Here is a 13626-nt window from a genome sequence, read left to right on the forward strand (position 1 = left end):
AGGCCCCGACGCCTACCATTGGACGGTCATGACCGTCACGTCACCCGAAACCCAGCCAGGAGGCGCGGCGCCGGAATCGGCGCCCGTCACCGCGCGCACGTCCACCGTCGCGACCGTCCTCGTCGTCGCCGTCCCGTTGGCGGTGGCGTGCTCGATCCTCGGGATGACGCTCACCGGCGCCTTCACCGCGAACCAGCAGCTGGTGTCCGCCGGCGACCTCGTCGAGTACGGGCTGCCCGTCGCCCGCGTGGTGCACGACACCATGGCGGCGCTGACGATCGGGCTGCTCGTCGTCGCCGCCTTCGCGCTGCCGGCACAGAAGAAGGACCACCGGGCGATGTCGAGCGTGCAGCACCGCGCCGCGCGCTGGGCGGCCGTGACCGGAGCGGTCTGGTTCCTCGCCGCCGTCGTCGGCATCGTGCTGACGGGCGCGAACACCCTCGGCGTGCCGCTGACGAACCCCGTGTTCGCCCGCAACTTCCTGCTCTTCGCGTTCCAGGTCGAGATCGGTCAGGCGCTCGTGGTCTCCGCCGTGGCGATCCTCGTCGCCACCGTCGTCGCGGCCTTCGCCACCCGCGTGACGACGCTCGCGGTCGCGACGGTCGCCGGGTTGTTCGCGCTGCTGCCGCTCGCGCTCTCCGGGCACGCCGCCGGGTCGCTCGAGCACGCCAACGCGGTGAACTCGCTCGCGGTCCACCTCGTCGCCGTCTGCGTCTGGGCCGGTGGCCTCGTCGCCGTCGTGGCCCTGCGGACGCGCACCAAGGGCGCCACGGGCCGCGTGGTGTCGCGGTACTCGACGCTCGCCGGGTGGGCGTTCGCCGCGGTCGCCTTCTCGGGCATCGTGAACGCGTCCCTCCGCCTGACCGGACCGCTCGACCTGGTCACGACGACGTACGGGTGGCTCATCACCGTCAAGGCCGCCATCCTCGTGCTGCTCGGGCTCGCCGGCGTCGTCCAGCGTCGTCGGCTCGTGCCCGGGCTCCTCCGCGCGCCGCTCGACCGCCGGCTGTTCGTGCGGTTCGCGCTCGCCGAGATCGTCTTCATGGCGATCGCGATCGGTGTCTCGGTCGCCGTCTCCCGCTCGCAGCCGCCGATCCCGCAGACCCCGGAGACCGGCGACGACACCCGCTCCGGGCTCATCGGCTTCCCGTACCCGCCGCCGCAGACCGTGCAGACCTACCTGACCGAGTGGCACATCGACTGGGTGTGGCTCGCACTCGCGGTCGTCGGGGCCGGCTGGTACCTGCTCGCCGTCCGGAAGCTCCACCGGCGCGGCGACTCGTGGCCGGTCGGGCGCACCGTCGCCTGGCTCCTCGGGTGCGCGCTGTTCATCTGGACGACCTCGGCCGGGCCGGCGGTCTACGGCATGATCCACTTCTCGTCGCACATGATCCAGCACATGCTGCTGATGATGTTCGTGCCGCTGCCGCTGGTGCTCGGCGGCCCGGTGCTGCTCGCGCTCCGCACCCTGCCGGTCCGCAACGACGGGTCCCGCGGCGCCCGTGAGTGGCTCATGCTGTTCACGCACTCGCGGTACATGCAGTTCCTCGCGAAGCCGGCCGTCGCCGGGGTGATCTTCGCCGGGTCCCTCGTCGTGTTCTACTTCACGCCCGCCTACGAGTACGCCATGCAGTCGCACGAGTGGCACGTCGCGATGGTCGTGCACTTCGTGTTCAGCGGCTACCTGTTCTTCTGGGTGTTCATCGGCGTCGACCCGGGCCCGAAGCGTCCGCAGTACCCGATCCTCATCATCGCCCTGCTCGCGACCCTGGCCTTCCACGCGTTCTTCGGTGTCGCGGTGATGACGTCGGAGTCCGTGTTCGCGATCGACTGGTTCCACGCGCTCGGCCAGACGAACGACGCCGCGCTCCTCGCCGACCAGCACACCGGCGGCGGGATCGCGTGGGGAGCGTCCGAGCTGCCGATGGTGTTCGTGGCGCTCCTCGTGGTGCGGAACTGGGTGCGGTCGGACTCACGCGACGCGAAGCGCCTCGACCGCAAGGCCGAGCGTGACGGGGACGCCGACCTCAAGGCCTACAACGAGCAGCTCGCCGCGATGCACGACCGCGACTGACGCGCCGGGCGGCGGCGGCTCGGGGCGGCGGCTCGGGGCGGCGGCTCGGGGCGGCGGCTCGGGGCGGCTGCCGCGCCGCCGCTCAGTCGCCGTGGACGATGCAGACCGCGTCGAGGTCCATCGCGGCCTCGAGCGCGGCCGAGATCCCGGACTCGCCGTCCGCGCCCGCCGGCGTCACGGTGTCCACCCACCACAGCGGTGTCGACAGCGTCGGGGCGTCCGGAAGGATCCGTTCGACCTCGTCCAGGGCGTCCACTCGCCGGACCCCGAGCACGGTGATCACGGGGTGCGTGGCGTCACGACAGACCTGCATGACCGGGCCGTCGTCGAGGGCGCGGACACCCCAGCCCTCGTCGTGCAGCAGCAGGGCCTCGGCGACGTCGCGCGTCTCGACCGGTCCGCGGCAGAGGAGCGTGACGTCACGGGGCACGGCGACCGCCGAACACGTGCGAGCCGTCCCCGACGTGGCCGTCCAGCGTGCCCTCGTCGTGGGCGGGGTCGAGCGGAGCGCCGCCGACGAGGTGCAGGAAGCGGTCCTCGTCGATCCGGTCGAGGAACGCCTCGAGCGCCTGCCAGCCGTCGTCGAGGCGGACGACCAGGCCGCCGCCGCCGAACGTCGAGGTGGTGGTGCGCGGCGGGGGCCACACGCCGTCCCGGTCGAGGAACTCGGTGGCCTCGGGACCGACGACGACCGCGAGCGGCTCCGGCTCGCCGTGCGACACGGCCCGGACGAGGTGGTCGGCGTCGCCACGGCGCTGCATGACGACGCCGAAGACGGGTTCGACGTCCTCGGCCACGCGGTGCACGGCGTCCAGCAGCTTCGGGGCGAGGGACCGGTCGGTGCCGTCCTCGGGCACCGTGAGCACGGCGGACATCGTCTCGACCACGACGCCGTCGAGCAGGTGCGCGGTCATCGTCGCCGAGAACCCCTCGCCCACGGCGTACGACGTCGACACGGCCGGCGCCTCGTGCTTGGCGTACTGCGTGACGACCCAGCGGTCCCACGGCACGGTGAGCGGCTCGGCGGTGCCCCAGCGGGTGGGGCAGGTGCCGACGGTCTCGCACAGCGCCTCGATCGCGGAGCCGATGTCGACGGCGCGCTCGGAGTGGTGCCGGAGCGTGAGGTCGATGCTGATCTGGCGCACGGAGTCGCGGGCCACCGGGTGCTCGGGCGATGGTGTGCCGACGAGCTCCGGGCCGCGGTGCACGAAGTCCTCGATGTGCGAGGCGGTGACGCCCGTCCGGCCGTCCCGGAGGGTGCCGTCCGGGTCGGTCACGGCCCAGGCCGCGCCGTACGCACCGAGGGCATGCCGGAGCGCCGGGGTGAGGGCCGATCCGGGGCCGGTGCGGAGCAGGACGAAGCGTCCGGAGTCCGCTGCCCGACGGAGCAGGGAGGCGAGCGCCTCGGTCAGCCACACCACCGGCGAAGCCGAGTCGACCACGATCGCGGGGCCGACCACGTCGTCGATGAGGGGATGCCTGACCATCCGGGTCCTCCTCGGGTTCGCGGGTCGTGCGGATCCACCTGGACGGTACACACGAGGGCGACACCTGTCCGTCGGACGGACCGGCTCACAGCGGAGACACGGGTGCGGTCGGGAGGCGCGGTGCGAGTGGGCAACACCACGCTCGGCGGGCACTCGGCTGGCGTCCAGCGCAGAATCCGCTAGGCTTGCCACGTCCCGCTGAGCGGGCGCGCGAGTGTAGTTCAATGGTAGAACTCCAGCTTCCCAAGCTGGTAGCGCGGGTTCGATTCCCGTCACTCGCTCCGACACGAAGGGCCGCCCGTGTCGTTTCTCGAGACAGGTGAGACTCTTTCGCAGCGATGAGACCATGCGCTGCTTGAGAACGCCAGATTGACGCGTTCCAGATTCTTCTCACTAGACGTGAGACCTTCCGGGCCGACTGGTCAGTACGACGACAACGACGGCGAAGCTGATGCGCTTCGCCGTCGTTGTCGTGTTGTTCGGTTTCAGTTGAGGATCCGGTCCTCGGGTTCGCACTCGGTGCATCCGCGCGACTTCCGACGGTTCGGGACGCTCTGTTGCTTGACGTGTCCGAAGGCGCACTTCCACCAGTGGCGGTCGGTGCCGGCGAACATGAACTCGGGCCGCTTGGGCGCGTTGAGGTAGTCATGCCACTCGGTGACGAGGAGCGGATCGGTGGTTGCGAGGTCGTTGACTCGGAGGACCAGTCGCCGGCTGGAGCAGAGCGAGCATCCGTAGCCCTGGACCTTCCGGTCGATGCGCTGCGGATACCAGTGGGCGGCGCCGGTGGTGCACAGCCAGTAGACCGTGTCGTTGGAGCCGTGCGAGTAGTCCTCGGGCTGCTTGCCGTTGTTGCGGGTGGGGTGCCACTGCGCAGCGATGTCAGGGTGCGTGTCGACGAGGCTCGTGCGCTCGCTTTGGAGCCGAGCGCGGCGGCAGGGTTCGCAGCCGGAGCCTTGGCTCCGGTTGTAGAGGGACATCTTGTAGTGGTGTCCGCAGTCGGGACAGATCCATTCGGGCTTGTCGCCGCTGCCGGCGCACATCTTGGTTGCCGGGTGACCTGCTTCGTAGGCGGGGTCGAGTTCGGCTGCGAGTCGGGGGTGGGTGGTGGTGAGGTCGTTGATGCCGGGGACGATGGTGCGGTTGCTGCAGATGCCGCAGTTCGTGCCGCCCTGCGTTCGGTTGGACGCGGTCGCCCAGTAGACGTGTCGGTTGCGCGGGCACCGCCACGCGAGGCTGAGCCGGGCCGCGGCTTGGATGGTCTGTGCAGTGGTGGCGCCGTTGAGAACTGGGTCGAGCTCCTTGGCAATGTCGGGGTGGGTAGTGGCGAGGTCGTTGTAGCCGGGTGCGACCGCGCTGTTGGTGCAGACCGGGCATCGGCGCTTGCTCGAGTGCTGGTGCCCGTGGTCACAGATGACAAGGCCGCCACGGCCGATGAGGCGACCGCTGCTGCCCTTGCCTGCTGCGTTGTACGACGCGAAGGGGATGACCTGGTGTGCGGCGATGTAGGCGTCGGCGAGGTACTGCGGGACGGCGTGGTCGTGTGCCCATGCCAGTTCGTGCGGCGTTGCCGTGACGACTGCATGGCGGAGAGCCCAGAACGTCGGGCGGAAGTAACCCCAGAGGGCTGCGGTGACCTTGGTGGCGTTGCGGCCAGCAGGACCGGTTACAGCGTCAGTGAGGACGGCGTGAGCGTGGGCGTAGTCCGTGCCAGGGCGCAGGAGGTGCCCGAGGAACCGGCCGGTGGTCACGGCGGCGGCGATGTCGACGATGATGGCGAGGTCGGCCACATCGCCGTTGCCGATTCGAGCAGTTGCGCTTCGAAGGACGTTGAAGAGGTGCGGGGTCAGTCGGCCGCTGTTCCGCAGGCGGTTGAAGCGGAGCGCTGCGCGGACGGTGGCGGCGTCGACTGTGCTCTGCCTGGTGGAGAGGTCGAGTCCGACCCAGCGACGGTGCCGGATGCACACGGGGCTCGTGAAGTGGGGCGCTTGCAGAACCGTCTCGCCCTTGGCGCAGAGAGTGCACATCAGCCTGGCAGTGCCAGCGTCCGGGCAGAGCTCGCAGCGGTGTTCGCCACCGTTGAGTTCGGCAGTGGAGAGCGGGGCGCCGAAGCGCAAGCTGCGACCGGTCTTCAGCTCGAGCACGTCCTTCCAGGCGAGGCTCCCCGTCTCCGCTTTCGCGGTGCGTAGTAGCTGCTTCTGGTGCGATTCGAACTCTCGGTTCACCTTCAGCAGTCGACGCGTGTAGCTGTCTTCGGTTTCGAAGTGCAGCGGCCTGAGCGTCATCGGGTAGGGGCGGGAGAGATGGTCGTTCATGCTGCGATTCCTGAGCGGCGAGTCTTCTTGCTGTGTGCGGTCCGGCTGACCCGGTTGGCGTAGGCGGCTTCGGCGGCGGCGTCGAGCTGCTGCGCGTCGAGCAGGGCTCGGTTGATGCGCTCGAATGGGATGCTCGGGTCGATGATTGCGTCGGTGGCTGCTCCGGTGAGGAGGCGGCCGAGGCTGCCGATGGAGCCGTTGGTGCGGTCGTGCAGGTAGTCCGAGTGGCCGGTGAGGGTGCCGTGTTCGTGGTGGCGGAGGGGAAGCTGCTTCTCGAACGTGCTGATGAGCGCCTTCCATGTCCTGGCGTCCTTCAGGTCGCTGAGGTTGTAGGGGTGCAGCTCCAGCAGGGAGAACCGTCCGCCTATCTGTGCTCCACGTTCGGTTGCGAGCATCTTCTTTACGTTGATGCCGGCGTAGAGGAACGTCGCGGCGAGGTCGTTGTGGAGGTTCTTCAGGAGGTCGTGCGATTCCCCGTTGCCCTGGGTGTGGCTAGCGAGGTTGTGGAGTTCGTCGATGACGATGAGTTGCGTTCCGGCAGAGTTCATGAGGTCGACAACCCGATTTCGGATGCTCAGCATCGTCTCGCTGCTGCTGACGGTGAGGCCGAAGAAGTCGGCGAAGGTGCGCATGAGCAGCTTCCCGGTGGAGCCCGCGGGAACTTCGATGTAGACGACGGGAATGCGGTTGTGTGCGCGGAATTCGGGAACCTGGGCCCCGTAGGAGCGGTAGATGTGCCGCATGAGGCTCTTGCACAGCGTGGTCTTGCCGAGGGTCGAGCCGCCGGAGATGACGAGTCCGGCGTGGCCGGAGTTCCGTCCGGCGTTCGCGGCGAATGCCTTCTCGAGCTGGGTGCGGGCCGTGGCGTAGTGCGGCGTGGCGAGAACGATGCCCCCGGAAAGGTGCACGACGCGCGCCCGGTCGTGAGCGGCACGTTCCTGCTCCGAAAGGGCGGCGTAGGACCGGTCGTCGAGGGCAGGTGGTGGCTCGGAGGTCGACGCGAGGAAGCTGTCGAGGCTTTCGAGACGGTGAAGAGCTGCTGGGCGGTCGTCGCCGTGGAAGTGAATCATCGGTCGTTCGTTTCAGTAGAGGGCGTACACGGTGACGTCGGTGTCATCGTCATGGGAGTTGTCGGGCGAGGAAATGTCCGTGTCCGTGTCGGTGTCGGTGTCGGTGTCGGTGTCCGTGTCGATGGCGGTGTGCAGGGGTGCTCCGCTGAGCGCCGCCGTCACTGCAGCGACGTTCCGGCGGTCCTCGTCGGCGTCTTCGTCGGTGTCGTTGAGGTCGAAGTCGCGGTCTTCGAGGTGCGGGTAAAGGTTCGCGTTGCCGTTGCGGAGGGTGCACTCAATCCAGCCCCCGCCCGGCTTCGGCAGCCAGGCCTTGAACGGGTTGTACGGGTCGAGCTTCACCTCGTACTTGCCCTTGCGGCGGCTGTCGTCCGACAGGGTGTTGCGCAGCGGGTGGAGCTCATCTGAGTCGAACTGGCGGTAGTTGACCACGACGCCGGTGTCGGTCACCCGGCGGTGCTTGGTCGGCAGCATGGCGATGTAGTCGTCGCGGGTGAAGGTCGTCTCGAGGTTGCTGGTCACCCTCGAGGCGGCGGTGAACATCTGAAACGGGGTGAGCACGATGCTCGGGTCGAGCGGGTCGCGCAGGCCACCGTGGGGACGGTGGTTCCAGAACTTCAGGAACCAGTCGTCAAGGAGCTCGTGGAGGGCGTAGATGTCCATCAGCGCCTCCTGCTCGACGCGGTACCCGCGGTATTCGGGGGAGCGTCCGACGTAGCCGTTGAGGTACTGGATGAGCAGGCTGTCGATGCTGCCGAAGTTGCGTTCCACGAGGGGCTTGCTCGTCGGGGTGTGCGGAGCGCTGTAGCGGATGTCGATGCTGTGCATCTCGGCGGCGGCGCGGAAGGCTTCGGAGATGAAGTCCTTGCCGTTGTCCATGACGATGCAGCGGGGGTGGACGAACGGCCTCGACTGTTCCCAGTCGCGCCGCTCATCCGCGTCCATCAATGGCACGCCTGGGTTCACCCGCTGCACCATGGCACGGAACTCGCTGTTGTCCGGGCGGTTCTGCGGCGGTGTCAGCGCCTGCGCGAGAAGCGCGACGTGGTCAACGGCCTTCGCCGCAGTGAGCCGAAGCGTAAACGCGAGGACGAGCCTGGTGGCACGGTCGAACAGCACCGTGAGGATGGGGCGGACAGCGGCGCCGCCCGGGGACTTGACGAGGAGGTCGAGGGTGGTGGAGTCGACCTGCACTTCGTTGCCGGGCAGCAACTCCGTCCGGGTGTTGAAGACCCGGACGGGCCTGTTTGCCAGCGACCGTCGCGTCGACGCGGAGCCAGTTGTGTGCTTGCCGATGGTCAGCAGGTCGATGTAGCGGTACATCGTCGCGTTCGACGGCATGGACGGCGCATCTGCCCCACGCCACATCACCAGGTGCTTAGCGGTTTCGTCGATAAGGCGGCTCTTGGTGCCGGTCGAACGATTCCGCTGGTCCGCGATGACGGCGCAGAGCGCCTCGAAGATGTCTGGGTGGATGTTCTTCATGGGAGGGTCCGAGCGGTGCGCGCGGCCGTCAGCAAGCGCGGAAGTTCCGCGCTCTCGGTAGGCGGCGAGCTTGCGCATAAGGGTCGCGCGAGAGGCCTTCTGCCCGCTCTTGCGCAGCTCTTGCACCTTGGCCGCGACTCGCTCGTTCTGTGTGGTCTTGTCGAGGTCGTACTCCGCGCGACGACCGGTTCGAGCGGGGTTGACACCCGTTTCGATTTCTTCGAGGTGGTCAGCCAACGTCATCGCAGCCGTCTTGTGCTTCTGCGGAAGCGTTTCGAAGCGACGAATGTGCTCGGTGAACGTCCTAGGCAGGCCGGCCGCCTGCTGGCTGAGCTCAGCGATGTGCATGTCTTGGACCTGGCCCGTGGCGATGTTGCGGAGGCGGATGACGCTGCCCGAGCGGGTGACGAACTGGTGGATGCTGCCGTCACGGAACTCGACGGGGTCATCGGTGTTGATGTTGTTCATGGGAGGAGCCGTTCGACGAATGTGCGGTCGGAGATAGGGGTGGTGAGGTCGAGGCCGAGTAGTCCGGTCCAGATGAGGTGGAACAGGCCAGAGCGGCCGCGAGCGAGGTCCTCGGGAGCGAGCAGTCGCGCGGCGTCGTGGAGCGGCAGCGGCTGGCGCAGGGCGTCGACCGTTCGGGAGATGGCTTCTGGAGGGGGTCGGTAGCCGTGGTGCTTGAACCCGGCAATCCACGACAGGTTCACGTCGACCTGTCGGGGCAGCTCGTGGTGGAGTTCGTAGTGGAAGCCGACGTGCTCACAGAACGCGCGCGTCTTCGCAAACTGCTCCTGGAACTTCGGGACGTACTTCTCCGGCTTCACATCGCGAAGCACCTGACGGTGGTCGCTGTGCAGCGTCAGCAGGTCCGGCGTGTGCGACGTGCCGTCCGCGAAGTCGATACGCACCGGCTGGGCGCTGAGCGCGACGATGTCTTCTCGCATGTCGAGCCAACGCATCACCTGCGCCTCGAGCTGCGATTCGTGCCAGATGTGCTTCCTGGCGCCGGTGAAGAAGTACAACCCCTGGATGTTCTTCTGGCGCGGGTACCGGTGCGGTTGCCGGAAGAGCGCGACGTCGTAGAGCTCTTGGTTGAGCAGGTCCGAGTTCGCGGGTGCCGTCTTCGGGCGGGCGCGTTCTTCGTCCGGCATCCAGGTGACGGTCGCCGGCAGCGCGAGCTCCGCAGCGTCCGCGGGAGTGAGCGTGCGCTGCGGTCGGCTGGTCCTCGGCCTGGAGGGCCGAGGGCGGGGGAGGGAGCGCGAACCGAACGCCAGTGCTGGGTTCATCGCGGTGGTGAGGGTCATGTCTACCCCTATGCTGCGACGCCGACGCTAGCGGGGCGAAAACGCGATTTGGGTCCTGCTTCTGGCATGAATATGCTCCTTATGGTGCTTTTTAGGCACGTTTCGGGGGTCGGAAGGGGTCGAGATGGCAGGGCCGCGGTTCGCCCCCCGGGACTTCGCCGAGGATGCGCGGGGCTTCGGGCACACGCCGGTGCTGCGGTGGGTGCAGGCTGCTGACCCGCGGGCGGAGGTCTTTCTCCGGGCCGCGCAGCTGCAGCATCAGCAGGTGCTGCGGATCCGAGAACGCATGCAAGCGCGAGGGCTCAGCCCGAAGCAGTACGCAACCCAGGCGCAGACGAGCTACCCGAGGCTGCTTCGGCTGCTGCGCGGGGAGGCGATCCTGCGGCTCGAGGACATCGCGCTCGCCGACCTCGTCCTTGGGGATGTCGTGGACGCGCCAGCGGTGCAGGCGCCGAAAGCCCCCGCAGCGAGTGACTTGCAGGCGTTGCTGGAGGCGATACCCGAACGCACCGCGCAGGCAGTCCTCCGCCAAATGCGGGCAGCGCAGGCACAGCGGGCGTCGAACACTGCCGGTGTGCACCAGGCGCCGCGCTCTCGGTAAGAGGCCAATCTCGCGCAGCAGCGCGAGTGCGAGGTGCTGCTGGTGCTCCTTTCCCGAGCTTCGTCGACTGCTCCGGCGTCCGCGGCGCCACGACAGCCGTCCTTGATGTGATCGCGGGCCGGAAAGGCGTCCTGCCTGCGGATGTGTAGCGACCGTAAGCGTCGACGACGCGTTCTGTTTCCTGCTTCTGGACGAAGCACCCAACGAGCAGGACCCCGTCGACGTGATCCTGCCCGCGTCCGCGCATAACCCTTCCCGGGACCGACCGCCGGTCCCGGGAAGGGATCAATGGACACGTCTGACGGCGCGCAGGATTACGTCTTCGAGCTCCACGAGCTCTACGCAGAAGTTGCCGACCGGCCGATCCCGCTCCTGAGCGTCGACCAGCGCAGGGGCGTCGAGTTCTACCTCGCCGACATCGGGGAGAACGCATCGTCCGCGACCACCGTCAGGAACTGGGTCAACTTCATCCACGACCTCGACGACTTCGTCAGCGACACCGGACGACTGCCCCGGTCAGACTCTCGCCGCCCACGTGCAAGGACGAAGGAGCAAGCGCTCGTCGACCGGCTCGCGTACCAGCGCCGCCCAGAAGTCCGCGCCGGCCACTGCAGCTACCAAACGCTCCGCCTGGAGGCGTTTCCCGGTTTCCGGTGGGACCCGCACGAGGACCGGTGGGTAGAGCAGCTGATGCGGCATCAGTCGTTTTGGGCGCAGACGGGACGTGCACCTCGTCGCGACGCCCCTGATCCGACCGAGCGAGCGATCGCCCGCTGGGCCACACAGCAACGAGCGGCACGACGCAACGGCACCCTCCCAACGGACCGTGCACGCCGGCTCCGCGATGCCACCTACCGCGTTCTGTAGCCGCGTCAGCAGGAGCCTGCGCTGTTGGCGGATCCGCGAGGAACTTTCCTGCTCCTGGACGGAGATGCGCTCCCGAGCCACCGCCAACGTCACCTGTTTCGTAGCGTTCACAGCACCGGCATCCACCAGCCGAGATGGCGCAGCAGGTCGCCGACCAGAGGTCCGGAAAAGCACGAAAGCGAAGCGACGATGAGCGCAAACAGGGACGAAGCTGAGCGCCGCGAACGGCAGCAGGCCGCCATCCGAGGCATTGCACGGATCCCGTTGTCGGACATGCGGGACCAGAGTCCCCCGAACCTGCAGGCCCTCTACGCGGAACTGCAGGACGGCCAGGCGCTGATCCCGGGCTTGAAGATGGGGCTCGGTGCCCTTTCGGTGCAGCGCTGGGACCCGGCCTACGCCGCCGCAGGTTGGACACTCCACGGCGCGGATCTCACGCTCGATATGGGTCATCCGTTCGGCGCGATGTTCTACCGCAACGACTCCGACGACCGGGTGCTTCGAATCGGGGTGAAGTGGCATCCGCCGGTGCAGCAGCTTGAGTTTCCGGCGTTGCACCCCTCTAAGCCGGAGCTGACGTCTGACTGCACCGCCGAGGAGGTTGCCGCGGTGGTGTTGGACGCGCGGAGTCGGATAGGGACTCTTGTCGCGGTCAACGCGCAGATCGGGTCGTTCGTCGCCACGGCGGAGTCAGAAGACGCGATCCTCGACGCATCCGGGCTCGGGCTGGAGCGGCTGTCGGAGGACGACCCGAGGCTGGCGAGCGATGCCTGACCACCGTCCGCCGCGGTTCGAGCCGGTTCCGTTGCGGCTGCTGTCGTTGTCGGCGCAGTTCGACGCCGTCATCTGGCCCACGTTGGCGGGGATGACGTTCACGAACTCCACCGGGCCATCCATCCTGCAACGAACCGTCAGCGTCCGCACCACCGAGGACGGGTGGGTGTTTACGCTCCTCAACGGAACGCGATTGACGGACCCTGCTGACCCGCTGCTGGTAGCAGCGACGCAGGTGATGGACGTGCTGTCCGAGCTTCGTGCGGTGGGGCGTGGTCCGGAAGCGATGGGGCAGGCTGATGCCTGACCGGCAGTGGGTGCAGGACATCCGTCACGAGCAGACGATTCTGTCGTTGCCGTTCGGGCTCGGCTACACGATCGACATCACCCAGACCCTCACCGCCCTCGCCGCTGCAGGCATGCCGGCACGAGTGGAGGCGTTCGACCGGCTCCGGTTCGACGACGGCCGCACCGCATTCCTCGCCACCCCCGACCCGACCACCACCATCACCGACGGGGGCGGTACTGGCGGCCGTGTGGATGATGTGATCCTCCTGCCTGGCGGTTCCGAAGGTGGGGTGCTGTCACTGGTGCGCCGCTACCCCGACCTGGTGGTCGTGAATGGGAAACGTGGTCGGGTGTGGGCGGACGGCCGGCAGCTGTCTGGCACGTCGATGCAGCGGGAAGCGACACCGGGCTGGCGGACCGTGTTCGCGATCGCTCGCAGCATCGTCCTACACGGTGGTGGCACGCACGACATCGCCGAACGCATCGGGGTTCCCGCCGAGGAGGTGCGCGCCGCCATGCCAGCCCTCGGCGCGCACGTGTTCCACACGCCTCTTGGGTGGGAAGCCGCAGACCTCGGCCAGCTGGTCGACTGGGCCCTCGCGGCGTACCCGGGATACGGCGGGGTCCGCACCTGCTGGCGCCGGGACGACACCATCGATCAGCAAGCGGACGAACTCATCGCTTTGGGTGGAGTGATGTCGGACCGGTGGGCGGCGCAGCAGTCCGGCGTCCTCGTCGCCCCGGACCGATTGACCGCGTTCTTCCCCGACCATCCCGACATGCAGACGCTCGGCTACGAGCCGGCGTCCGCGGATGACGCGACAGTGAGGGTCATCATCCCGCAAGACACCACCATCCTCACAAGCGCGCAAGGGTGCTGCACGGACGACTTCATCACCGCACACGTCCTCTACGAAGCCGACTGGGTGACCGCGAACACGGACGCGGTCAACGGGTTATGGCAGCTGCTGCACTTCCAATCCGACCTCGCCCACGACCTCCGCTGGCACCCCGGCAACGGCGACGGTGAGGGCGGGGCGGATTGATGCTGCAGCTGCTGTCGCTGACGTTGGCGTATGACGACGCCCGGTTCTTCGGGTCCGTCATGTTCACCGACACGGATCACCCGGACGACAAGCTCGCGGTGGTCCTCATCGATCACGCCGACGAACCGCCCTGGTTCCGCCTCACCAACGTCGACCCGGACGGGCAGGACCCGACGGACCCGGAGATGGTCGAAGCCGACCGCATCATGCGGTTCATCCTCCGCTACACGCCGTGGCGCATCGGCCGCACCACCGCCGACTTCCCCCAGCATCCATGATCCGTCCTGCTCGCACCCTTCCCTTTGGAGGTTCTCG

At 68.1% G+C, this 13626-nt stretch carries 13 protein-coding genes and 1 tRNA gene; 8 read left to right on the top strand and 6 right to left on the bottom strand.

Going from position 1 to position 13626, the window contains the following annotated elements:
- The first annotated feature begins 28 nt into the window (after positions 1-28).
- Positions 29-2074: a cytochrome c oxidase assembly protein gene (locus tag ACIQUC_RS08360; RefSeq protein WP_402265424.1), complete on the top strand. Its 2046-nt coding sequence runs from the start codon at positions 29-31 to the stop codon at positions 2072-2074.
- An 82-nt stretch (positions 2075-2156) separates the two neighbouring features.
- Here ACIQUC_RS08360 and ACIQUC_RS08365 read toward each other — a convergent pair whose 3' ends face one another.
- Both ACIQUC_RS08365 and ACIQUC_RS08370 read right to left on the bottom strand, forming a co-directional pair.
- Positions 2157-2504, bottom strand: a complete 348-nt coding sequence (locus ACIQUC_RS08365) for a hypothetical protein (protein WP_022907058.1) — start codon at positions 2502-2504, stop codon at positions 2157-2159.
- Positions 2494-3561, bottom strand: a complete 1068-nt coding sequence (locus ACIQUC_RS08370; protein ID WP_402265428.1) for a DUF6177 family protein — start codon at positions 3559-3561, stop codon at positions 2494-2496. The genes ACIQUC_RS08365 and ACIQUC_RS08370 overlap by 11 nt, the downstream gene beginning before the upstream one ends.
- A gap of 210 nt (positions 3562-3771) precedes the next feature.
- Between ACIQUC_RS08370 and ACIQUC_RS08375 the strand changes: the two genes are divergently transcribed.
- A tRNA-Gly gene (locus ACIQUC_RS08375) sits at positions 3772-3842 on the top strand.
- Between the two features lie 204 nt (positions 3843-4046).
- Here ACIQUC_RS08375 and ACIQUC_RS08380 read toward each other — a convergent pair.
- The 4 genes from ACIQUC_RS08380 to ACIQUC_RS08395 are packed head-to-tail and all read right to left on the bottom strand — an operon-like array spanning position 4047 to position 9735.
- Positions 4047-5876, bottom strand: a complete 1830-nt coding sequence (locus ACIQUC_RS08380; protein WP_402265430.1) for a zinc-ribbon domain-containing protein — start codon at positions 5874-5876, stop codon at positions 4047-4049.
- Complete coding sequence (locus ACIQUC_RS08385) at positions 5873-6946, bottom strand: TniB family NTP-binding protein (RefSeq protein ID WP_402265433.1); 1074 nt, start codon at positions 6944-6946, stop codon at positions 5873-5875. The genes ACIQUC_RS08380 and ACIQUC_RS08385 overlap by 4 nt, the downstream gene beginning before the upstream one ends.
- A gap of 12 nt (positions 6947-6958) precedes the next feature.
- The gene (locus ACIQUC_RS08390; protein ID WP_402265435.1) at positions 6959-8896 is read right to left on the bottom strand and encodes a hypothetical protein; all 1938 of its coding nucleotides are present in this window, start codon (positions 8894-8896) and stop codon (positions 6959-6961) included.
- Positions 8893-9735: a TnsA-like heteromeric transposase endonuclease subunit gene (locus tag ACIQUC_RS08395; protein ID WP_402265438.1), complete on the bottom strand. Its 843-nt coding sequence runs from the start codon at positions 9733-9735 to the stop codon at positions 8893-8895. Before ACIQUC_RS08395 ends, ACIQUC_RS08390 begins: the two co-directional genes overlap by 4 nt.
- 124 nt (positions 9736-9859) lie before the next feature.
- On the opposite strand from ACIQUC_RS08395, the gene ACIQUC_RS08400 reads away from it, so the two are divergent.
- The 6 genes from ACIQUC_RS08400 to ACIQUC_RS08425 all read left to right on the top strand — a co-directional run bounded on the left by ACIQUC_RS08400 (position 9860) and on the right by ACIQUC_RS08425 (position 13589).
- Positions 9860-10336 (top strand): helix-turn-helix domain-containing protein, encoded by a 477-nt coding sequence (locus ACIQUC_RS08400; RefSeq protein WP_402265441.1) that lies wholly within the window; start codon positions 9860-9862, stop codon positions 10334-10336.
- 288 nt (positions 10337-10624) lie between these two features.
- Positions 10625-11203: a helicase associated domain-containing protein gene (locus tag ACIQUC_RS08405; protein ID WP_402265443.1), complete on the top strand. Its 579-nt coding sequence runs from the start codon at positions 10625-10627 to the stop codon at positions 11201-11203.
- 189 nt (positions 11204-11392) lie between these two features.
- Entirely contained in the window at positions 11393-11977 is a 585-nt protein-coding gene (locus tag ACIQUC_RS08410) for a hypothetical protein (protein WP_402265446.1), read from the top strand.
- Positions 11970-12284 carry a hypothetical protein gene (locus tag ACIQUC_RS08415; RefSeq protein WP_402265449.1) on the top strand — a complete coding sequence of 105 codons (315 nt, stop codon included), beginning with the start codon at positions 11970-11972 and terminating at the stop codon, positions 12282-12284. Before ACIQUC_RS08410 ends, ACIQUC_RS08415 begins: the two co-directional genes overlap by 8 nt.
- Complete coding sequence (locus ACIQUC_RS08420; protein WP_402265452.1) at positions 12277-13311, top strand: hypothetical protein; 1035 nt, start codon at positions 12277-12279, stop codon at positions 13309-13311. The genes ACIQUC_RS08415 and ACIQUC_RS08420 overlap by 8 nt, the downstream gene beginning before the upstream one ends.
- Positions 13311-13589 (top strand): hypothetical protein, encoded by a 279-nt coding sequence (locus tag ACIQUC_RS08425; RefSeq protein WP_402265455.1) that lies wholly within the window; start codon positions 13311-13313, stop codon positions 13587-13589. Before ACIQUC_RS08420 ends, ACIQUC_RS08425 begins: the two co-directional genes overlap by 1 nt.
- The last annotated feature ends 37 nt before the right edge of the window (positions 13590-13626 follow it).

This window comes from Curtobacterium sp. NPDC098951 (assembly GCF_044759965.1).
In the GTDB taxonomy this organism is placed as follows: Bacteria; Actinomycetota; Actinomycetes; order Actinomycetales; family Microbacteriaceae; genus Curtobacterium.